At 58.1% G+C, this 21,536-nt stretch carries 20 protein-coding genes; 11 read left to right on the top strand and 9 right to left on the bottom strand.

Annotated features, from left to right (window positions below):
* Entirely contained in the window at window positions 1-2,262 is a 2,262-nt protein-coding gene (locus ACZ5RI_RS08135) for a methyl-accepting chemotaxis protein (protein WP_464510822.1), read from the top strand.
* A 234-nt stretch (window positions 2,263-2,496) separates the two neighbouring features.
* Window positions 2,497-4,761 (top strand): methyl-accepting chemotaxis protein, encoded by a 2,265-nt coding sequence (locus ACZ5RI_RS08130; protein WP_464510818.1) that lies wholly within the window; start codon window positions 2,497-2,499, stop codon window positions 4,759-4,761.
* Between the two features lie 15 nt (window positions 4,762-4,776).
* Here ACZ5RI_RS08130 and ACZ5RI_RS08125 read toward each other — a convergent pair whose 3' ends face one another.
* The 3 genes from ACZ5RI_RS08125 to ACZ5RI_RS08115 form a co-directional block, all read right to left on the bottom strand.
* Complete coding sequence (locus tag ACZ5RI_RS08125) at window positions 4,777-5,886, bottom strand: substrate-binding domain-containing protein (protein WP_464510815.1); 1,110 nt, start codon at window positions 5,884-5,886, stop codon at window positions 4,777-4,779.
* A gap of 41 nt (window positions 5,887-5,927) precedes the next feature.
* Complete coding sequence (locus tag ACZ5RI_RS08120) at window positions 5,928-6,134, bottom strand: TOBE domain-containing protein (protein WP_464510811.1); 207 nt, start codon at window positions 6,132-6,134, stop codon at window positions 5,928-5,930.
* A gap of 125 nt (window positions 6,135-6,259) precedes the next feature.
* Window positions 6,260-7,825, bottom strand: a complete 1,566-nt coding sequence (locus ACZ5RI_RS08115; RefSeq protein WP_464510808.1) for a porin — start codon at window positions 7,823-7,825, stop codon at window positions 6,260-6,262.
* A gap of 591 nt (window positions 7,826-8,416) precedes the next feature.
* On the opposite strand from ACZ5RI_RS08115, the gene modA reads away from it, so the two are divergent.
* From modA to nifA, 4 genes are all read left to right on the top strand, one after another.
* Entirely contained in the window at window positions 8,417-9,190 is a 774-nt protein-coding gene (gene modA, locus ACZ5RI_RS08110) for a molybdate ABC transporter substrate-binding protein (RefSeq protein WP_464510804.1), read from the top strand.
* A 6-nt stretch (window positions 9,191-9,196) separates the two neighbouring features.
* Entirely contained in the window at window positions 9,197-9,865 is a 669-nt protein-coding gene (gene modB / locus ACZ5RI_RS08105; protein ID WP_464510801.1) for a molybdate ABC transporter permease subunit, read from the top strand.
* 5 nt (window positions 9,866-9,870) lie between these two features.
* Entirely contained in the window at window positions 9,871-10,962 is a 1,092-nt protein-coding gene (modC, locus tag ACZ5RI_RS08100) for a molybdenum ABC transporter ATP-binding protein (protein WP_464510798.1), read from the top strand.
* 199 nt (window positions 10,963-11,161) lie between these two features.
* Window positions 11,162-12,913, top strand: coding sequence for a nif-specific transcriptional activator NifA (gene nifA, locus ACZ5RI_RS08095; protein ID WP_464510795.1), 1,752 nt, complete (start codon window positions 11,162-11,164; stop codon window positions 12,911-12,913).
* 2 nt (window positions 12,914-12,915) lie between these two features.
* On the opposite strand, the gene ACZ5RI_RS08090 is transcribed toward nifA, so the two are convergent.
* The gene (locus ACZ5RI_RS08090; RefSeq protein ID WP_464510792.1) at window positions 12,916-13,809 is read right to left on the bottom strand and encodes a biotin/lipoyl attachment domain-containing protein; all 894 of its coding nucleotides are present in this window, start codon (window positions 13,807-13,809) and stop codon (window positions 12,916-12,918) included.
* Window positions 13,810-14,080: 271 nt separating this feature from the next.
* Between ACZ5RI_RS08090 and ACZ5RI_RS08085 the strand changes: the two genes are divergently transcribed.
* From ACZ5RI_RS08085 to ACZ5RI_RS08065, 5 genes are all read left to right on the top strand, one after another.
* Complete coding sequence (locus tag ACZ5RI_RS08085; protein WP_464510789.1) at window positions 14,081-14,704, top strand: nitrogen fixation protein NifQ; 624 nt, start codon at window positions 14,081-14,083, stop codon at window positions 14,702-14,704.
* Entirely contained in the window at window positions 14,701-15,918 is a 1,218-nt protein-coding gene (locus ACZ5RI_RS08080) for an aminotransferase class V-fold PLP-dependent enzyme (RefSeq protein WP_464510786.1), read from the top strand. The genes ACZ5RI_RS08085 and ACZ5RI_RS08080 overlap by 4 nt, the downstream gene beginning before the upstream one ends.
* A 17-nt stretch (window positions 15,919-15,935) precedes the next feature.
* Window positions 15,936-16,736 (top strand): NAD(+)--dinitrogen-reductase ADP-D-ribosyltransferase, encoded by an 801-nt coding sequence (locus tag ACZ5RI_RS08075; RefSeq protein WP_464510782.1) that lies wholly within the window; start codon window positions 15,936-15,938, stop codon window positions 16,734-16,736.
* Window positions 16,711-17,643: an ADP-ribosyl-[dinitrogen reductase] hydrolase gene (draG, locus tag ACZ5RI_RS08070; protein WP_464510779.1), complete on the top strand. Its 933-nt coding sequence runs from the start codon at window positions 16,711-16,713 to the stop codon at window positions 17,641-17,643. Before ACZ5RI_RS08075 ends, draG begins: the two co-directional genes overlap by 26 nt.
* Before the next feature lie 126 nt (window positions 17,644-17,769).
* Complete coding sequence (locus ACZ5RI_RS08065) at window positions 17,770-18,207, top strand: hypothetical protein (protein ID WP_464510775.1); 438 nt, start codon at window positions 17,770-17,772, stop codon at window positions 18,205-18,207.
* Window positions 18,208-18,286: 79 nt separating this feature from the next.
* On the opposite strand, the gene ACZ5RI_RS08060 is transcribed toward ACZ5RI_RS08065, so the two are convergent.
* The 5 genes from ACZ5RI_RS08060 to nifB are packed head-to-tail and all read right to left on the bottom strand — an operon-like array spanning window position 18,287 to window position 21,380.
* The gene (locus tag ACZ5RI_RS08060) at window positions 18,287-19,108 is read right to left on the bottom strand and encodes an SIR2 family NAD-dependent protein deacylase (protein ID WP_464510772.1); all 822 of its coding nucleotides are present in this window, start codon (window positions 19,106-19,108) and stop codon (window positions 18,287-18,289) included.
* Window positions 19,105-19,311: a putative nitrogen fixation protein NifT gene (gene nifT / locus ACZ5RI_RS08055; RefSeq protein ID WP_464510770.1), complete on the bottom strand. Its 207-nt coding sequence runs from the start codon at window positions 19,309-19,311 to the stop codon at window positions 19,105-19,107. Before nifT ends, ACZ5RI_RS08060 begins: the two co-directional genes overlap by 4 nt.
* Window positions 19,312-19,357: 46 nt before the next feature.
* A complete protein-coding gene (locus ACZ5RI_RS08050; protein WP_464510766.1) occupies window positions 19,358-19,651 on the bottom strand; it encodes a nitrogen fixation protein NifZ in 294 nt (97 codons plus the stop codon).
* 16 nt (window positions 19,652-19,667) lie between these two features.
* On the bottom strand, window positions 19,668-19,874 hold the full coding sequence (locus tag ACZ5RI_RS08045) for a 4Fe-4S binding protein (RefSeq protein ID WP_464510762.1): 207 nt from the start codon (window positions 19,872-19,874) through the stop codon (window positions 19,668-19,670).
* A 27-nt stretch (window positions 19,875-19,901) separates the two neighbouring features.
* Window positions 19,902-21,380, bottom strand: coding sequence for a nitrogenase cofactor biosynthesis protein NifB (gene nifB, locus ACZ5RI_RS08040; RefSeq protein ID WP_464510759.1), 1,479 nt, complete (start codon window positions 21,378-21,380; stop codon window positions 19,902-19,904).
* Between the last annotated feature and the right edge of the window lie 156 nt (window positions 21,381-21,536).

The following is a 21,536-nucleotide window of genomic DNA, read 5'->3' as shown; positions in this document are numbered from 1 at the left end:
TTGAACCGACACCTGTCGATCAGTTTGCGTCTGTTTCTCGTTGCAGGTCTGTTTATCCTTGCCACCGCGGTCAGTACGGTGCTGCTGGCCAATTACGGCCAGACCAATATTGCCTTTTCCCGCAAGGAACGCCTTGGCACCGATTATAACCGGCTGATCTGGCAGGCCCTGTGGCAAGGCAAAACAGATATCGCGGGCCACGAGATCTATGACCGCACCTTTGACAGTGCGTCGGCCTACGCCACTTTCACCCAGACCACCGGCAGCACCGGGCGCAGCGCGGCGGCCGCCAGCCTGATCGTCGCCGTGGCCGATGGTTCCAACCTGACACTCGATCCTGACCTCGACAGTTTCTATGTCATGGATGCCGTCACGGTAAAGTTGCCAGCCCTGCTCAATAAAGCGCACATATTAAGCGAAGCGGTTAAAACCCCACGCGACGACCCGGACCGCCGCATGAAAATCGGCAAGGCGCTGGACCGCTTTGAAACCACAGCCGAGGGGACCATCGCCTCGCTTGAGGCCGGTATCAGAAACAATACCGAAGGCAAGACCCGCAGTGCGCTGCAGAAATACAGTGCCGCGATTGCCAAACTTGTGCCGCCGATGACCGAAGCCGCCGAGGCCGAGCTGAACGGCAGGGCCAATGACTATACCACCGCTGCGGCCCCGGCGGACGCGCTCATCAATGCCGCCTGGAGCGCAAGCAATGACGAGCTGATCCGCCTGATCGATGACCGCATCACCAGACTGACCAACGGACTCATCGTCAATATGGCCATCGTGCTGGGGCTGATTCTGGCCGCCATGTACTTAACATTAAGGGTTGTTCTGGGTCTCAAACGCCGCTTCACCGGCCTCGACGAAGCCATGAACCGACTGAACCAGGGGGACCATGACATCGATATCCCCTTTACCGGGGACAGCAACGAAACCGGCCGCATCGCCGCCACCCTAGCCCGGATGAAACAGGGCATGATCGAGCGCGAGGAAGGCGTGCGCCAGCGCCGTGCCGACCGCGCCGCATCAGAAGCCGCCCGCGAGGTTGCCGAAGCCGAAGCCAAAAACCGCGCCGAAACCCTGGTTGTTCGCACCTTTGGCGAAGGTCTGAAGGCGCTGGCCGAGGAAAACCTGTCCTTCCGCCTCAACACCGAATTACCCGAGGCCTATCGCGTCTTGCAGGATAACTTCAACCACGCCATCGCCACCTCTGAACGCAACAAGCTCGAGCGCCGGGAAACCGCCCGTCTGCGGCAGGCTGAACAGGACGCCATCCGCGCCGCAGACATCGAAAAACGCCGTACCGAAGAAGCCTATACCAAAACCATGGAGCAGGTTGCCGCGCTTTTCGGTCAGGGCTTGAGCGCACTGGCGGCGCGGGATCTGACATTCCGCATCCATGCCGATCTGCCCGGCAGCTATCAAACCATTCGGCAGGACTTCAACGAAGCACTGAACCACCTTGCTGAAGCCATGACCGAAATCGACAAGCGGGCAACAGGGATCGCCTCGGCCTCGCGCCAGATCAGTACGGCCGCCGCAGAAATGGCCAGCCGAACCGAGCGACAGGCCTCGACACTGGAGCAGACCAGCGCGGCGGTTGAAGAGGTCGCGGCGACCGTGAGCCAGTCCGCTGACGGTGCAAAATCGGCAAGCGAACAGGCTCAGGTAGCGTATCAGGAAGCCCAGCATGGCGCCGCTATGTCCAAAAGCATGACAGAAGCCATGCAGCGCATTGCTGCCTCCTCGAGCAAAATCAGCCAGATACTTTCCCTCATGGACGAGATTGCGTTCCAAACCAATTTGCTGGCGCTCAATGCGGGCGTCGAAGCCGCACGGGCCGGTGAAGCCGGTAAGGGCTTTGCCGTAGTCGCACAGGAAGTGCGGGCACTGGCCGGGCGCTCGGCCGATGCAGCCAAAGAAATCAAGGCGCTGATTATCAGCAGCGAAAAACAAGTCAAAGACGGCGTGCAGCTGGTTGATGAAAGCGGTCAGCTGCTTGATCGCATCGCGGCGGGCATCGGCAGAATCAATGCCCTGATGGCCGAAATCGCCGGTAAACAAAATGAGCAGGCGATTTCCTTACGTGAAATCAGCGTCGCCGTTACTGAAATGGACCACAACACCCAGCAGAATGCCGCCATGGCGGAAGAAAGCAGCGCCTCGGCCCGCTCGATGGTTGAAGGGGCCGACCATCTGTCCCATCTGACCGCCCGCTTTAAAACCGCACCAGACAGCAAGATAACCACCGAGGCCGCATAAGCTGGCAGAGCCTTGTGAAAGGCTTTCAGGGATTATATTGGCTGTTTTTTATGCATGTCCAAAATGTGCATTTTCATTTTGTTAATTTGATCAGCATATTAGCCTAAACCCACCACACCACACCACACCGCACAAAATCTAAGCATTTGGAATATCGTCACTTTTTGAAACTGATTAATGACTTATTAACCACCACAACAAGACAGTAACGCGTGTACAAAACTGCGTGTAAAGATGTTTCACTTGCTCAACCGGCGTTTCTCCATCGGCTTCCGTCTTGGTTTGGTCGCAGGGATTTTTATCCTGTCCTCAGCCGTCAGTGCGTATCTGCTGGCCCAGTACGGTAAAACCAATATCGACTTCTCGGCCAAGGAGCGGCTGGGTACCGCCTATAACCAGCGCATCTGGCAGGCGTTGCAAAGCAGCCAGAGTAACGTCGCGGGCCATGACAGCGATGATGCAGAGTTCGCCAGTGCCCCGGCCTATGCCGCCTTTGCCAATGCCCACGGCACCGAACGTGCGGCAGCGGCGGCCAACCTGATCGTGGCGGTGGCCGATGGCTCCAACCTGACGCTCGACCCCGATCTCGACAGCTATTATGCTATGGACGCTTCCACGGTGAAGCTGCCCGACCTGTTGAACAAAAGCATCGCCCTGAATCAGGCGATGGCCGTGCCCGCCACAGATCCCGACCGCCGCATCAAGATTGCCATGGCGCTGGACCGCTTTGAAACAGCGGCGGCGGCCACGTTAGCCTCGCTCGACACCAGTATGCGCAACAACGCCGAAGGGCTGACCCGCCAGGCCTTACAGACACACCGGGCGGCGCTGAACCGCCACGCCGCCGAACTGTCACAGGCCGCACACGCCGAACTGAACGGCACCACAAACAGTTATGCCACGGCGTCCGCCAGCTTCCCTGCCACGGTCAATGCGGCGTGGATGGCCACCAATGGCGAACTGTCCCGCCTGCTCGACCGCCGTGTGGCCACGCTAACCGATGGGCTGATCGTCAATATCGCTATAGTGCTGGCACTGATTGCCCTGTCATTGGCGCTGACCACGGCGATTGTTATCGGCCTCAACCGGCGCTTCAGCAGTCTGGACGATGCCATGAGCCGCCTCAACCGCGGCGACCGCACCATCGACATTCCGTATCTGGAAGATCGCAACGAAACCGGTCGCATCGCCGCCACGCTCGACAACATGAAACAGGGCCTGATCGACCGCGAAAAGGCCGAACAGCAAAGGCTGGCCGACCGGCAGGCAGCAGAAGTCGCCCGTCGCGCCGCGGAAGCCGATGCTCAGACCCGCGCCGAAGCCTTGGTGGTCGGCACCTTTGGTGAAGGACTAAAGGCCTTGGCGGAAGATGACCTCGCCTTCCGGCTCCATACGGACTTACCTGCCGCCTATCGCGTGCTGCAGGACAATTTCAATCACGCCATCGCCAGCTTTGAACAAAATAAACGTGACCGTGAAGACGCTGCCCGCCAGCGCGAAGCCGAACGCATTGCCGCCGCAGCAGCCCGGCGCGCGGCCGAAGAAGCCGCACAAAAACGCTCAATGGAGCTGGTCGTCACCTCGTTCGGTGCCGGGTTGAAAGCGCTGGCACAACGAGACCTGACTTATCGGCTGTTCAATGAACTGCCCGAGGGGTATCGCGGGCTGCAGGATGACTTCAACGCCGCGATTGACCATCTTGGCGACGCCTTACGCGAAATCGACAGCCGGGCCGCCGATATTGCCGCCACAACACGCCAGATCAGTGGAGCGGCTGAGGATATGGCCAGCCGTACCGAGCGTCAGGCCGCCACACTGGAACAAACCAGCGCCGCCGTGGAAGAAGTCACCACCACGGTGAGCCAGTCTGCCGACAACGCCAAAGCCGCCAGCAGTCAGGCCACCGACGCCTATCAGGATGCCCAGCAGGGCGAAACCATGGTCGGGCAGATGATTGCCGCCATGCAGCGCATTGATGCCTCGTCGGGCGAGATCACACAAATCATCGGCGTTATCGACGAGATCGCCTTTCAGACCAATCTGCTGGCACTGAATGCCGGGGTGGAAGCCGCCCGCGCGGGCGAAGCCGGTCGCGGCTTTGCCGTGGTTGCTTCGGAAGTGCGGGCTCTGGCGGGGCGCTCGGCCGAAGCAGCCAAGCAGATCAAGGCGCTGATCCACACCAGCGGGCAACAGGTTGAGCAGGGCGTCAAACTGGTCAGCGACAGCAGCACCTTGTTGCAACGCATTGCGGCCGATACCGGCCGCATCAATGCCCTGATGGCGGAAATTGCTACCAAGCAGCGTGAACAGGCTGTTTCGCTGACCGAAATCAGCGGCGCAGTTGGCCAGATGGATCAATCCACCCAGCAGAACGCCGCCATGGCCGAAGAAAGCAATGCCGCCGCCCGTTCCATGGCCGAAAATGCCGAACATCTGTCGAAGCTGACGGCTCGCTTTAAAACCGCCCCGGCGACGATCGAGGCTAGGGCGGCAGAATAAAGCACAGCAGAATAATCAGGCGAAACGGCTGCCCGCGGTTGAGGTGTCGTAACCGCCCAGGCCTTCCAGCTCGCGCCGGAAACTCGACCGCCCCAGTGTGTCGAGCAGTTCCTGCATCTCGGGCAAATTAAGGCTCTGACGGCGCATGACCAGATCATAGCGCTCCCGCACCAAAGGAAGGAAGTCGAGCCCGAACACCGCCGCCGCCGCGCGTGTGGCGATGCAGGCATCGGCTTTGCCGATCTGCACCTGCCAGGCCGCGGGCAGATGGCCCAGCGCAATATTGTCGTAACCGCCGACCGATGTGGCGACAATGCCCGCCTTGTCCAGCGCGGCATCCAGCATGATGCGGCAGCCTGCCCCCGGCTCACGGTTGACGATCTTCACCCCCTTGCGGCCAAAATCGCTCATCGTGGCAATATGTTTGGGGTTACCGCGGGCGACCACAATGCCCTCCTCCCAGATGGCAAAGCCGATCACCGCCACCGCCCGCTTGTCAAAATAGCGATGCACCGCAGGCAGATTGGATTCCCCGGTCGCCTCGTCCCGCAGATGGGTTCCGGCGACATGCACCAGCCCGGCTTTGAGCAGCTCGAGCGATTGCGTGCTGTTGCGGTTGACTAAAATGAGTTCGATCCCGGCGCGCTGCAGATGGCGCGACAAGACCGATATGCCGGGGTCGCACCCCGCCACCAGCAACCGCTTGCCCAGACTTTTGCGATCACCAAAGGGCTGCACCTGCATGCGGGCCTTTTGCTTGGCCCCGATCAGCACGCCATCGGCGGGTGGCAGGCTCCACGCCAAAGGCTCCGGGCAGGCCGCAACCAGTTGCGTGCCGACCTGACAAAGCTGTACCGGCTGGCCATCATAGGCGGGCTGCGCATTGGGCAGCATCACGACATTTTCCGGCGGATAGGCAAAGGCCGGTTCGTCTTCGAGCGGAAACAGCTCTTCGACGCTGACGCCGAGCACACGGCCCAATTTGAGCGCCACCGTGGTGTTGGGCACATAACTGCCCGCTTCCATGGAATAAATCGTTTGTCGGGTGACACCGATACGGGCCGCCAGCTCCGCCGCGCTAAGGCCGCGGGTCTGGCGATATTTGCTTAAGCTGTTACGTCCCATTTATGCGCCTTGCTGGACGGAATACCGCTGCCCCCACACCATCAATCAACCGCGATCAGAACACTGGATGCCTTGATGACGGCCTGTGCGCTGGAGCCGACGACCAGCCCAAGTTCTTCCACCGATTCATTGGTGATCGATGCCGTGATGGTCAAACCGTTCACATCGAGCGTGACATGGGCGGTGGTTACCCCCTTGGTAATGCTGGTGACTTTACCGGGCAGGACATTGCGCGCCGAGATCTTCATTTTTTAAATTCCTTTCACACGCCGAAAAAAAACTGACGGAATGGCGCCAGACTATCCCAAAAAAAATTGCTTTGGCAAAAAAAATCCCCCGCTCAAAAAGCGGGGGATTGCTGACTAAAATAGCATCACAGTGCCAATTGCGTGCGCAATGCAATCACCTTCAGCTTCTGCCCGATATTGGCCGTCGGCAGCGTCGTTGAAGATGCTGTTGCGCTGTAGCGGGTGACATCAACCCACATGTAATCCAGCGCAAAACGCACCACGCTGTTGGGATACCAGTTGATCCCCAGCGTATAAACCTTCTGATCGCCGCCACGTGACGAATTATAGAAACTATAGGTCTTACTGGTACCCGACCAGGCCGAAATATAGCTGGTGGGATCGTCCAGTCGGTCATTGAGGTTGGTATCACTCATCCGGCCGACCAATTCCCATGCCCCCCAGGTGCCATCCTCCAGCGAGAAGGGCTGCGCTGGCTTAGGCGAGCCAAAGGCGGCGGTGGCCGGAACATAGGGCTTGCTTTCGCCGGTCAGCACCCAGCTTACCTGCGCATACCACGCGGACAGAGAATTATCTTTCACCGCCAGCGTCTTATTCGACGACGTACCCGACGCGGTAAAGACCGTGTAGGTACTGGCCCGGTTGACTTGCATGCCGTTATAGGAAGCCTGGGCATAGAAGTTCTGGTAATTACCCGCCACTTCAACGCCCCAGCTGGTGAACTGTTTGGCCGCCAGCGCCCCAGTGCTGATCAGCTTAACCGCATTATCATCGACGGTGACTTCCGGATAATCCGACAAGGTGATGCTGTGCATCGGTGCAGTGGTTACGCCTGCGGCATAGGTATCCGGTAGCGAGAAGACATGAATGAAGTTGCCACCAACCAGCAGGTGGGCATCCTTCTCGTTGATAGCCAGATAAGCCAGCCGCCCGACCAGTGCCGACTGTTCATCGAACGAACCAGTATCGGCGATCTTGCTGGTGGTATAGGACAACGCGCCAAAAACTTCCGGCCCGGCATAGATCATCGAAACGCCGACCCGCCCTTCAGCACCAGCAACGTTACGCAGCATGTTGGTCGGCGAATTGCGCTCCAGAAACATCAGATCGGTTGCCGAGGTCTGGTCTTCTACACTGTAAGACGGTGCAAACGCACCAAAGCGGATGGCAAGCGGCCCCAACCCGTCATACTGCAGATAGGCGTTCAAAATCTTGCCCGGCGTTTCATAGGCTGAATTGCCGAAATCGTAATTGAAGTTATAGGACCAGTCACCAAACAACTTACCCTGCAGACCAAGCTGGGCACGACGGATATTAGCCCCACTGGAAAGATCCGGCCCGGTGCTGAGCTTCTGAGCGCTTTTGCTTTGCATATAGTAGCCATAATCGGCTTGCAGCACGGCCCGTATCGATGCCGTAAAGGCACCATCGGCGCTTGACCAGGTCGGCCGTCCGGCGGTTAGTGTCGTTGTTACTGCTGATTTCTGCTTCTTTTCGGTTTCGGCCACACGACCTTCAATTTCTTCGCGCTGTTTCTTGGCAGCCTCCAGCGCAGCGCTATCGGTCGCTTTCAAATCAGCAATCTGCTTTTGCAGTGTTTCCAGTTGCTGCTGTAAATTCTGAATTTTTGCATCCGTGCCATCGGTTGCTGCCATGGCGGATGGCGAAATCGCCATAATTGGTGCGGCCATTAAAACAGCCCACAACGTTCGAGTACGCTTCATCTTCCATCTTCTCCCGCAAAATACACTGCCCCCCAAGGGCATGAGGTTTTCAGTAGGCGACGGAAGGATCTGCGCAGGCAATACTTGTTACGCATATCTTACGTATGTCGTGACAAAATAACGCTTCAGGCTTGCGCTTTTGTGTCGCTGCTCATTTATAAAATCACGTTAAATAAGCATAATTCTCAGATTTCTTCCGTATTTTGCTTAAAATATCCGCACACCGACCTACCCCTGACACAGGACAGACGCCGTTCATAAACGACAACAAAATTTATATGCAAAGTATTTCTATCATATGGGAAAATACCCTCGGGACGTTATTCGGTGCCCGACGCCATCACACCACACACCAACGGCTGATGACCTGCAATTGCGCAGCCCCACGGACGGATTGCACAAAATACGTTCAGCTTCCGTCATAATTACGTCTTGTGCCACGCACAAGCGCAGCGTCCTAGACATGGAATTGGAACCACCCTAACCTGACATCCACCGCATCGGGGCCTGGGCGAAACCAATGTGCCAGACGGCGGCAACCATTTAAGGAGACACAGCATGCAACGGCGGGGATGGGGTATTTCACTTATAGGCGCAGCACTGCTCAGTCTGTTGACGTTCGGTGCACTGCCTGCAATGGCCGGGGATGCCTCGGTAGCAGTGGCGGCCAACTTCACCGCACCGGCCAAGGAGATTGCAGCGCTGTATAAGGCGCGCACCGGTTACACCATCGATCTCAGCTTTGGTGCCAGCGGCCAGTTCTACACCCAGATCTCGCAAGGTGCGCCCTTCGACATTTTCCTGTCGGCTGATGACGAACGCACAAAAAAGGCGGTGCAGGAAGGCTTTGCCGTTCAGGGCAGCGAATTTACCTATGCCATCGGTAAGCTGGCACTGTGGAGCGCCATCCCCGGCTATGTCGATAAAGATGGTGCCGTACTTAAAAAGGGGGCCTTCCAGCATCTGTCAGTGGCCACCCCCAAAGCGGCGCCTTATGGCACAGCGGCAATTGAAACGCTGAACGCGCTGGGTCTGTACAAGGGCATTGAAGCCAAGATCGTCACCGGCGAAAATATTGGCCAGACGTATCAGTTTATCTTGAGCAAGAATGCCGAGCTTGGCTTTGTCGCCTATTCCCAGGTAATCGGGCAGAAAGAAGGCTCGCTATGGCTGGTGCCGGAAAAATATTATTCCCCCATCGTCCAGAATGCCGTTCTGCTGAAACATGGCCAGGGTAATACCGTGGCTAAGGGCTTCTATACTTTCCTGAAAAGCAAGGCTGTGGCGGAAATCATTCAGCGTTACGGCTATGCGCTGAAAGGTGGAAAGTAACCTCCGATGGCTGAGGCCATTTTCTTAACGCTGGAGCTGGCCGGGCTGACCACGCTGATGCTACTGATCATCGGCGTACCCCTAGCCTGGTGGCTCGCCCGTACCACACGCTGGTGGGCAGAACCAATTGCCGCCATTGTGGCGCTGCCTTTGGTGCTGCCGCCCACGGTGCTGGGCTTTTATCTGCTGCTCGCCATGGGCCCCGATGGTCCGCTGGCACCACTGCTACAGCATTTTGGTATGCAGTCGCTCGCCTTCACCTTTCCGGGGCTGGTGCTGGGATCCACCTTCTACTCGATGCCATTCATGGTGCAGCCGGTGCGCAGCGCCTTCAAAGCCATCGGCAGCGCCCCGCTGGAGGCGGCCGCCACCTTGCGCGCCAGCCCGATCGACGCATTTTTTTCGGTTGCCTTGCCGATTGCACGCGGCGGCGTGCTGACCGGCGCGGTGCTCAGCTTTGCCCACACGGTGGGGGAGTTTGGCGTTGTGCTGATGATCGGTGGTAACATTCCGGGCAAGACCAAGGTGCTGTCGGTTGCCATCTATGATTATGTCGAAACACTGGAATGGGATAAGGCGCATGCCCTTTCCGCTGGCATGGTGGTTTTCTCGTTTATCGTCATTCTGGTCATGATGCTGGTTGAGAAGCGTCAGACGCGCCGGTTACGGATGTGAATGTAATGCGTGTAATTACAGCGTCGTTTCAGGCAACGGTGGGCAGCTTTGCCCTTGATACCAGCTTCACCATTCCGGCCAGCGGCATTACCGGCATTTTCGGCCCCTCGGGCTGCGGCAAAACAACGGTGCTGCGTGCACTGGCAGGGCTGGCCCGCTTTGAAAATAGCACGCTTTGCGTTGATGGCGATGTCTGGCAGGATGCCAATGGCTTTCTGCCACCGCACCGCCGCCCCATCGGCTATGTTTTTCAGGAGCCGCGACTGTTTCCCCATTTGTCGGTGCGGGACAATCTTACCTTCGGCCTCAGCCGTGCCGGCAATGCCGCCAAGTCCTTCAGCCTGGCGCGGGTGGTCGAGCTGATGGGGATCAACACCGATCTGAAACGTTCGATCTATGGCTTGTCGGGTGGCGAGAAACAGCGCATTGCCATTGCCCGCGCCCTGCTGACGCAGCCGCGCCTGTTATTGATGGACGAACCGCTGTCGGCACTCGATAAAGCCAGCCGCAACGAGATTCTGCCCTATCTTGAGGCCTTACATGAAACGCTTGGGCTGCCGATTATTTACGTCACCCATGATTTTTCAGAAATCGAACGGCTGGCCGATCATCTCATCCTGATGGAAGGTGGCAAAGTCACCGCCAGCGGCCCGCTAAGCCAACTTCTGACCGATCTCACACTGCCGATTGCACGTCAGCAGGAAGCAGCCGCCGTACTCCACATCACCCTTGAAGGCTATGACGAGGAATTCGACATTACCCTTTGCCGGGCTGGCGGCGTGCTGGTTCAGGTGCCGGGGCGGCTGGGGGCCATCGGCAGCCATCAGCGGCTACAGATCCGCGCCAGCGATGTCAGCCTCGCCATAGGGGACCACCCGACGACCAGCACACTGCTGAACGTTTTTCCGGCCCGCATAATTGAAGCGACGCCTGTGGGGCGCAGCCAGATGATGATTCTGCTCGACATTGAAGGCACCGATCCACCGGTTCAGTTACTATCGAGTGTCACACGCAAATCCTGGCAAACGCTCAATTTCAAATCGGGCTCGCACGTTTTTGCACAAGTTAAGAGCATGGCACTGGCACAGACGCGTTAACCCGCCGCAGGAACTGTAAAAAAGACCAATCTGCCGCAGCCATCACTTTACCAGTATCATCTACTACAACAGAAAGATGCGTTATAAATAACGTGTTGTTTTAGAGAATTACTGATGGGCTAAGGGGCTACGAGTGGCGGCTTGCCAAGACGGGCCGTACTTCTAAGCTTATATCCATCAAAGGGGAACCGTAAGCTCGATGAACGCCATCGTCGCCGCCATACCCAATGAATGGACTGCCAAAGGGCGCAATCAGGCTGAGGTCGCCCTGGGCGGCATTTACGAAATTTCCAAGCTGCTGGCTTCGCCAAACCGGCTGGAGCCGACCTTATCCGGCGTGCTGGCGCTGCTGTCCAGCTTCCTCGATATGCGCCACGGGCTGATTGCCCTGCTCGATGGCGAAGGCAAAGCCGACATCGTCGTCGGCTCGGGCTGGAGCGAGGATAACGCCGCCCGCTATTTTGAACGCTTACCCGAACAGGCCATCGGCCGCATCGTCGTGACCAAGATGCCGCTGGTCATTCCCGATATCAGCCGCGATCCGCTGTTCACCCAGGTTGATACCTCGGATCTGACCGAAGCCAGCGACCGCACCGTGTCGTTCATCGGGGTGCCGATCAAACAGAACGACACCGTTATGGGCACGCTGACGATTGACCGGGTCAGTGATCGTGACCGTGCGACGCCTTTTGATGCCGATGTGCGCTTTCTGACCATGGTGGCCAATCTTCTGGGCCAGACCCTGCGCCTGCATAAGGTGGTGGCGCAGGACCGCCAGCGTTTGATGGCCGAACAGGCCAGACTGGTCAAAGAACATCAGCCACAAACGGTCAAACCCTCCTCCACCATCGAAGGGATTATCGGGCGCAGCCCGGCCTTGCAGGCGGTGATCGAGAAGGTTCGTATTGTTGCCCAGAGCAACTCGCCGATCATGCTGCGTGGCGAAACCGGTACCGGCAAAGAGATGTTCGCCAACGCGATCCACAATTTGTCGGCGCGCAAGAATGGCCCCTTCGTTAAGCTTAACTGTGCCGCGCTACCGGAAAGCGTGCTCGAGTCCGAATTGTTCGGCCACGAAAAGGGGGCGTTTACCGGTGCCATCAATCAGCGCAAGGGCCGGTTCGAACTGGCCCATGGCGGCACCCTGTTCCTCGATGAAATCGGCGAGATCTCACCTTTCTTTCAGGCCAAGCTGTTGCGCGTGCTACAGGAAGGCGAGTTTGAACGCGTCGGTGGCACCCGCAGTTTAAAGGTCGATGTGCGGCTGGTTTGCGCCACCAATCGCGATCTTGAAGCCGATGTGCGCGACGGGACCTTCCGCGCCGACCTGTATTATCGCATTGCTGTGGTGCCGATTTTCCTACCGTCGCTGCGTGAGCGCAAAGAGGATATTCCGCTGCTGGCCGCAGAATTCCTGCGCCGATTCAACAGTGAACATGGCAGCGAGATGAGCTTCAGCGCTTCGGCGCTCGGCATCATGAAGGACTGTTTTTTCCCGGGTAATGTGCGCGAGCTGGACAATTGCGTGCGCCATACCGCATCACTGGCCCACAGCAAAAACATCACCGAAATCGACTTTGCCTGCCAGAGCGGGGTCTGTTTATCGGCAATGCTGTGGAAGGGCCATTGTGAAGCCCATCACACAGAAATGGCCCATCATCCTGCCCCGGTGCATGGTCATGAAAACGACAGCCATCACATGCCGCCCCCCACACCGGTGGCCACACCCACCGGCCCGGTCTCTGGGCACGCGCCCGAACCATCAGCCTATGTTCCGCAGCATGCCACACACTCGCCGCAACAATCCCTGCAGGAGGAGCGCGAGCGGCTGGTCTCGGCCATGGAAACGGCAGGCTGGGTTCAGGCCAAGGCCGCACGTATTCTGGGCATGACACCGCGCCAGATCGGCTATGCCTTACGCAAGCATGACATTGAACTGAAGAAATTCTGATCTCAGCCAGCCACCGTGCTGAGCACACCATCCATGCCACGGATCATCGAGCTGGCGGCCGCTGCAATCTGGCGACCGATATCGCGCCCGCACGGATTAATCGTGCCGGCCAGCGCTTTACGCAAGCGGGGGTGAATTTCGATGAGCGGCATCCCCGCCCGTACCCGCAAGCCATCACGTAAAATTCCCTGCACTACCCCGTCACAGGGCGCGCGCACGGTGGCCCCGCCAGCCTTGCCAATGTCAAGATGGCGATAGACCCGCATCCCCGGCTCGATGGCGGTGTACCAGTAACCACTTTGCGGCGCCGTAGTGATGGCTTGAGGTTCGGCTTCTGCCAGCGGCAGGCGCAGCGACATATCGCAATTGACGCCGCCAAACCAACCAGCCCCCACACCAAAGGATAATCCGGCCAGCCAACGCAATTCGGGTTTGGGTGCGCCATCCTGCATGCGGGCATCGATCAGCAGATCAAATGGCCCCAGTACGATCAGATCCATCAGATCCAGTGGTGTCACTACCACCGAATCTCCGGCCGCCAGAATGCGTTCGATCTCGACCCGGCTGGAACCCTGACGGGCAGCAATGCCGTCCAGCGTTACCGCATCACCGAACAGCGCATCGTAATAGGCATGGCTGCGCCTGAGAACGGCGGTATCGGCATCATGCGATAAAATCACGCTCCAGCCCCGACTGTGCATCACAGCGGCTATTGCTGAGGCAATTTCGCCGGTTCCCAGCACCAGCGCCAAACCGCGAGGTGTCCGCGCACTGCCGTAATACACGCCCGATCTGTCGCTATAGGATTTCATCGCACGACTTTCATTCAACACACGCCCCTCACCTAGCATGGCCCGTGCCAGTTTCTGCGCCCAGTTCGGGACACACCCCGACATTTCACTTAACCCATTCAAAATTATAACAGAACAAATGTCCTGTATAAGTGTCGTTGTCGTCTATAAAGTGAGATGCGAGGCATTCTCAGGCTTTTCTAAATCAACTCGCCGCACACCGGATGTCTGTTTTGCGACATGGCGCACGGCAGAAGCCCGACACAAACCCGACAGCCGGACAACCATTGCACAAACAAGCCTGCCTCACTGGCATTGGCACAGACTTTGCGTTGTTTTATAGCTGTTCGGGCTCTTTAAAGGTGGTGCGATCAGGATGGGGCAAAACGAATACGCCGGTGCGATTTATCAACGCCTGATGCGTGCCCCCGACTGCACCGCCGCCGGTGATGGTTTTAATGCCCATGTTCTGGCCTGTATTCTGGCGCTGTCGGCGGGCGATGCCCAGGGGAAGCACTGCACACTGGCAGAAACGGCGGGCTTTGACGATTGCACTCTGCTGGCAGCGATCTTCCCGGACGAGGCAGACTGGCTGCAGCAGCAATCGATCGCCGTTCTGGTACGCAGCGAGGACGAGTTGTGCCTGATCGATCTGTTGCAGCGCGCCGCCACCGCGCACACACCGCAACAACGGCTGCTGGCCACGCTGATCGCCCGCCGCGCCCAGCGGCCCAACCATCTTTGGCAAGATCTCGGGCTGGCCAATCGCGGCGAACTGACCAAACTGATGCAAACCCATTTTGCTCCACTGGCCCGGCGCAATAATGCCGACATGAAGTGGAAAAAATTCTTCTATCGCACCTTATGCCGCGACGCCGAATACAGCCTGTGCATGGCACCAAGCTGTGGCGAATGTTGTGATTTCGATAAATGCTTCAACGAAGAAGGCGGCGAAAGCCTGCTGGCCCATGTCCGCCGCCGGGCAGATCAGGCCGCATGAGCAACCCAGCAACAAACCCCATCTATCTCGACCATAACGCCACCACTGCCACCGATCCGACCGTAGTGGCGGCGATGCTGCCGTTTTTCAGTGAGATTTTTGCCAACCCCTCCTCTGGTCACCAGCAAGGCAGCGTGGCGGCGGCGGCGCTGCGCCAGGCCCGCCGTCAGATCCAGCACTTTATCGGCGCGGCGCGCGAGGAGGAAATTATCTTCACCTCGGGCGGCAGCGAGGCTGATGCCACCGCCCTGTGGCAGGCCATCGGGCGTGAGGGGCAGAACGAAATCATCATCTCGGCGGTGGAACATGCCGCCATTCTGAACGGTGCCCGGCGGCTGGAACAGATGTTCGGCCTCAAGGTTCACCGCATCGGTGTGGACCGGCAGGGGCGGCTGGACCGCGCCGCCTTCACCCGCGCGCTTAGCCCGCGCACCGCCCTGGTGTCGATCATGTGGGCCAACAACGAAACCGGCACCCTGTTTCCGGTGGCCGAACTGGCCGAAGAAGCCCATGCTGCCGGCGCCTTGTTCCACAGCGATGCGGTACAGGCGGCAGGAAAAATCCCACTGATGCTGCAAGACAGCGGCATCGATATGATCTCGCTGTCGGGGCATAAATTTCACGGCCCCAAGGGTATCGGTGTGCTCTATGTCCGCCATCCCCTGCGGCTTGTCCCGCTGATCAGCGGCGGCAAACAGGAACGCGGTCGGCGCGCCGGAACCGAGAACCTGTCGGCCATTGTCGGCCTGGGCGCCGCGGCAGCGCTGGCCGAAACCCGGATGGCGGCAGACACCACCGCGATCACCGCCTTACGTGACCATTTCGAGGCCGAACTGACAAACCGCATTGCCGGTTGCCATGTGCTGGGCGATGGCGCCAACCGACTTTACAACACCGCGTCCATCGCGTTTGTCGGGGCGGAAAGTGAAGTCATTCTGCACGATCTGGATGCGGCGGGGATTGCCGCATCGGCCGGATCGGCCTGTTCCAGCGGGATGATGGAGCCATCGCATGTACTGCGCGCCATGGGGCTGCCCTTTGACTGGGCCCAGGGCGTAGTGCGTTTTTCCTTTGGCCAAAGCAACAGCGCCGAAGAGGTTGAACGGTTATTGGCGCTGCTACCCGCCATTGTCACCCGCGCGCGGGCGGTTTCGCCCTTTGCCACACCCGACACCAGAGCCACCGAGGCACCACGGCTGACGACCGCCGGATAGAATGGACAAACCGGTACATGCAGATCGATCGCGGCCAAAGCACCAATCTTGTCAGTGTGCCGACCGGGCTGCTTGCCAGTGCGTCGTTCAACGCCTTTCCGGTGCCGCTGCATATTTCCTGTGTGCGCGAGACCAACCGCACCCTGTTCACCATGCTCAAAGACAGCGCCACCGCCGAGGATGCCGCCGACCTGTTCCAGTCTTATATGGCAGCGGTGTTCGACCTCGACGATCAGGACCGCAATGGCCGGGGCCCGGCACGCTTTCGCGCCTCAAGTTACCTACGTCTGTTGCGCGGCTGGGGCTACGAATCCAATTCACCGGAAGGCGCAGTACTCAAAGGTTGGGTGGAAAGCCGCTTCGGCCTGTTTCCAACCTATCACAAAGGCCAGATCACCCACCTGCCCTGCGAAGCCTGGATCAGCTATATCGAAGAAAAAATGTCGAGCCGGTTTCATTCCAACGCCATCTCGGCTCAGCTCGATCTGTTGTACGAATTCAGCCAATGGAGCCTGACACGGTTTCATTCGGTCGGCTGCAAACATATCACGCTCTATCGCGGCACCAACGATTATCAGGAAAACCTGCTGGTCGAGCGGCGAAGCAAGCACCACATCATTGTGCGGCTCAACAATCTGGTCTCGTTCACATCGGATCGCGAGGTGGCGGAAAGCTTTGGCGACATCATCCTGAAGATCGAGGTTCCGGTGGTAAAAATTCTATTCTTCAACGCGCTGCTACCGCGCCATCCATTGCGCGGCGAGGGCGAATATCTGGTCATTGGTGGGGATTATGAAGCCAGTTCGAGCTATTATTAAGCCGCCCCGGATTTTCGCCCCCAAAGATCCCAGTCTGATCGAGCGGGCCCGTGGCGCCTATTGGGGACTTGCCATCGGCGACGCACTGGGCGCGACCGTCGAATTCATGACCAAGCGCGAAATTGCCCAGCAATATGGTGTGCATGACAAAATTATCGGCGGCGGCTGGCTGCGCTTAAAACCGGGTCAGACCACCGACGACACTGCCATGACGCTGTATCTGGCCCGCGCCATCATCACGAGCGGTGGCTGGAATCTGCAGGCGGTTTGCGACAATTTCGTCGCCTGGATGAAAACCCACCCGGTCGATATCGGTAACACCTGCCGCCGGGGCATTTCCCGCTATATGCGCTATGGCACCATGGACAAACCCTATAACGATGGCGATGCCGGTAATGGTGCAGCAATGCGGTTGTTGCCGGTGGCGCTGTCAACGGTGGGCGATGAAGCCGCACTGGAAGCGCGTATTCTGGCGCAGGCCCACATCACCCACAACCACCCGCTATCGGATGCAGCTTGCCTGACGCTGGGGCGCATGCTGCACAGCCTGTTCACCGGCGGCGGGGTCAAGGCAGTGCGGGCCCATGCCAACGCGCTGGTCGCCGAACATAAGGGCTTTAGCTTCACCCCGTTTCACAGCCAGTCGTCGGCCTATATCCTCGACACCATGCAGACGGTGCTGCATTTTTATTTTGCCACAGACAATTTTCGCGACCTGATGACCGAGGTGGTCAATCAGGGCGGCGATGCCGACACCACCGGGGCGATTGCCGGTATGCTGGGCGGGGCAACTTATGGCGTGGATGCAATCCCGGAAGAATGGCGCAGGAAGCTGGACCCGGTTATTGCCGCCGAAATCGAGCAACAGGTGCCGGTGTTGATGGGGCTTTCTCAAGAAAACCGCTGATACCTCACGCCGTCAGCACCGCCGCCACCGCACAAACAAAACACATATCAACGTAAAGGGGATTGCACCCATTACGATATACCCTATAAACACCCCCATAAATTTATACATCTTGGGGAATACATCTTGTTTAAAAGACTGTTTGGCTGCGTCGCGGCATTAAGCGCTGCGATCGCATTGAATGGCTGTGCCGTAATCGTTTCCGGGCATTCGCAACCCATCAAAGTTTCGACCACACCGGAGACAGGGGCAGACTGCACCCTGACCAATCCACGCGGCCAATGGCATGTTGTCAGCCCCGGCGCGGTGCGGGTTCTTCGTTCCAATTACGACATGAAGATCACCTGCACCAAAGACGGCTGGTCTTCACAGCCCGGCACCATACCTTCAAAATTTAATGGCTGGGTACTGGGCAACGTACTTATTGGCGGCATTGTCGGCATTATTATCGATGCCTCCAACGGGGCCAGCGCCAGATACCCCCAAACATACGATATGCAACTCACCCCGCTTGCAACAACAACCGAGGCGGCGTTACCAAAAGAAGCGGTATTACGCAAATAAGTTCAGACAGGCGGTGAAAACCGCCTGTTTGCGTATCTGCAATACAAGATACGGATGCGTCCCCGCTCCTAACCTTTCCTCACGCCGTCAGCATTGTCACTGCGCAGGCCAGCGGCAGGTCGATCCGTTCGATATGCTGTTCTTCCAGAAAATGGGCTTCGTTGCGGGTCAACTCACCCTCGATCACCGCATAATGCGGACCGGCGGAGCGCTTCATGATCTGACGGGCGAAGGTGCGTTCCATCTGTTCGCCAAACCGGCAGCCCATAAAGACAAAGCCCCGTTTGGTGCGCCGTTCAATCACCGGCGGCGGAATGGGCGATTGTATGTCGATCTCGGTCAGTACCTCGACATAATCCGAATCCGACAGCAAAAACTCCCCCCGCGGCGCCATCGCCCCGTGCGGCTTATAGAGCAGCGTCTTGCAGCCCTGCGCAGCATCGGCGCTGGCGTCACTGTCATCCGGGTTCAGATAGCGGAACCAGATATCTTCATGCTTGCCGTTGCGGGTGACCGCCTGAACCTGAGCAAAATCTGCCCCGGCATCACGCAACGCCGTGACTATGGCGGCATCGTACCAGGCATCGACGATCAGCGGCGGCGCAATCTGCACCAACCATTGCTGCAACCGATTGGGCACCACCGGCGGGGCGAAGATAGCCCCCATCACGCGCATCAGCGTCAGGCGGTGTTTTTTGGATTCGATATATTGTGCAGAAGACCACACATTGTTGCGGATGCGCCCCGGCACACCGACACGGGCCGCCAAAGCCGCCGCCAGTTCAGCCGGGCTGGCTGGCACGGACGGGGCGCCGCCCAGCCGCAACACCTCAGGGCCGAGGAAGGGGATCAGATTCCCTGCCACCAACCCAGCCTTAACGTGGTGCAGCGTGTCCGTCACCCTTCCACCTTGCGGGCTTCGACCGTAATGGGCAGGTGTGTATCCACCGGCATTGCGGGCAATTCCAGCTTCCAGCCATTGTTAAGCAAAACCCAACCGCCCCACAGTGCATCCGATTGCTGTTCGATGACGTGGGCTTCGAGATCCTTCTTGGGCACATAGGCTGAAAGTTGTCCGTTGCTGTGGCGGAACGTTACCTTCATAAAAAATCCCCGGGTTGAGCCGCCGTAAGCGGCCACAAGGTTTACATTACGCGTCGTCACGATCAGGTGCGGGCGAGACCATTTCCAGTTCATGCGCCCGCATCCCGACAATCATCCCCCGATCAATAAAATCAATCGAATAGATGTAATAGCGTTGCAGGAATGTGCCGACTTCACGCACATAGCCAACGTCACCTTTCTCGATCAACGCATCACCAATGCGTTTGCCGGGAAAGGTCCCGTCGTTACGGATGAATTTGCAGGCGCGCACCTTGTCGCCGCCGACAAAAACCGGCGGACCATGCAATTCAACAATGTCGTCTTTTTCGCCAGCGATCATCCGTATGTCCTCGTTTTTAAGCGGCGGCGGGGGCCGGAATACAGGTGCGCGGCACCGGGCAAGCCTCGACGCATTGCGGTTCGTCAAAGAAACCTTTGCACTCGGTGCATTTGTCCGGGTTAATGGCGAAGGCATCGCCCTTTTGCTTGATCGCCTTATTGGGGCATTCAAACTCGCACGAGCCACAACCGGTACAACGTTCAGCAACAATCATATAGGCCATTTTTTCTCTCCCATTTAAAATGTGCCTTCAGGCAATCGCCGCTGCACCGGCCTGTCGCTGAGACAGGTACCAGGCAACAACGGCGGATTCGATATAGTCAAAGGCATAGCTATCGCTTACCACGATTCCAGCCTCGGCCAGTGTTTCACGCGGACGGCTGCCGATCTTGGCGCAAAGTACCGCACCAACGTCTTTTAATGCGGCAATCGTCGCGGCCAGCGCATCGCTTTCGCCCATCCCGTCGCGGCAATAGGCATCAACCCGGCGCGTACCGGAAAAGCGTGCACCATTACCATCAACTTCGTAAATCTGAAATTCCAGCGCGTGGCCAAAATGCTGGTTGATCCGCCCACCGCCCTTGGTCGCCACCGCAACAAGCGCGGTATCTGCATTCAGCGCCAGACTTAAGGCCCCTTCGGCTTTTTCCTTGGCGGCGGAACGATCGGCCCGCTCGTTCTCCACCACCGCCAGATAAGCATCGCGCTGCGCCGGATCAAACGCCGGAACCTCGCCCAGCTTGTCCATGGTAAACTCGTCACCACGATCTTCGCCAAGCAAACCGACCGCATCGGCGCGGCACTGGCGGCAATGGCGCATCAGCTTACCGCTGCTGCCCAGAGTATCCTGCAACGCTTTAAGCTCGCCCGCACTGGGGCCACGCTGACCAGTCAGGCCAAAATGGGTGCCATGGGCCGGATCGGAAATCAGTGGCATGATATTATGTAGAAAGGCACCACGGGCCCGCACCGCCGCATTCACGTCCTGCAAATGCGTATCATTAATTCCGGGGATCAGAACCGAATTCACTTTGACCAGAATGCCTTTGGCGGTCAGTGCCTCCAGCCCCATCATCTGGCGCTCGTGCAGAATCTTCGCGGCATCCAGACCGGTCCAGCGCTTATGGTTGTAGAAAATCCACGGATAGATTTTTGCACCAATTTCGGGATCGACCATATTAATCGTGATGGTGACATGATCGACATTATAATCGGCGATCTTGTCGACATAATCGGGCAGCATCAAACCGTTGGTCGACAGGCAAAGCTTTAAATGCGGCAAAGCCTTAGATACCAGCTCAAACGTGCGGAAGGTATTTTCGGCATTGGCCAGCGCATCCCCCGGCCCGGCAATACCCAGCACTGAAAGCTGCGGCACCGAAGCCGCCACCGCCATAACTTTACGCAGCGCCTCCTCAGGCGTCAGCTTTTCGCTGACCACACCGGGGCGACTTTCGTTCGAGCAGTCATATTTACGATTGCAGTAATGACACTGAATATTACAGGCCGGGGCCACCGCCACATGCATACGGGCAAAATAATGGTGCGCATCCTCGCTATAACAGGGATGGTCCTTAATCTTGTCCCAGATCGCTGCCGGCACATCGCCTTCACTGGCGTGCATGCCGCAAACTGAGGCGCCACCGGCGGCATTGCAACTACTTTGATCGGTTTTGCGCGCCCCGGCATTCCGACCGATATGGGACAAGGCGACAATCTGCTGAACCATGTTGCACCTCAACTTAAATGCTGTACGCACCATGCCCGCGCTTCAAAACGCGCTGCGGCAACACTGCTGCACGCACCATGCCAACTGCGGCAAAGCGCTATACACGGCATTTTGGCGCGGCTTTGACCACCGAAGGCTGTCGCAATAACGACAAAG

The sequence above is a fragment of the Micropepsis pineolensis genome (assembly GCF_055392125.1).
This window is presented reverse-complemented; position numbering and strand designations above follow the sequence as displayed.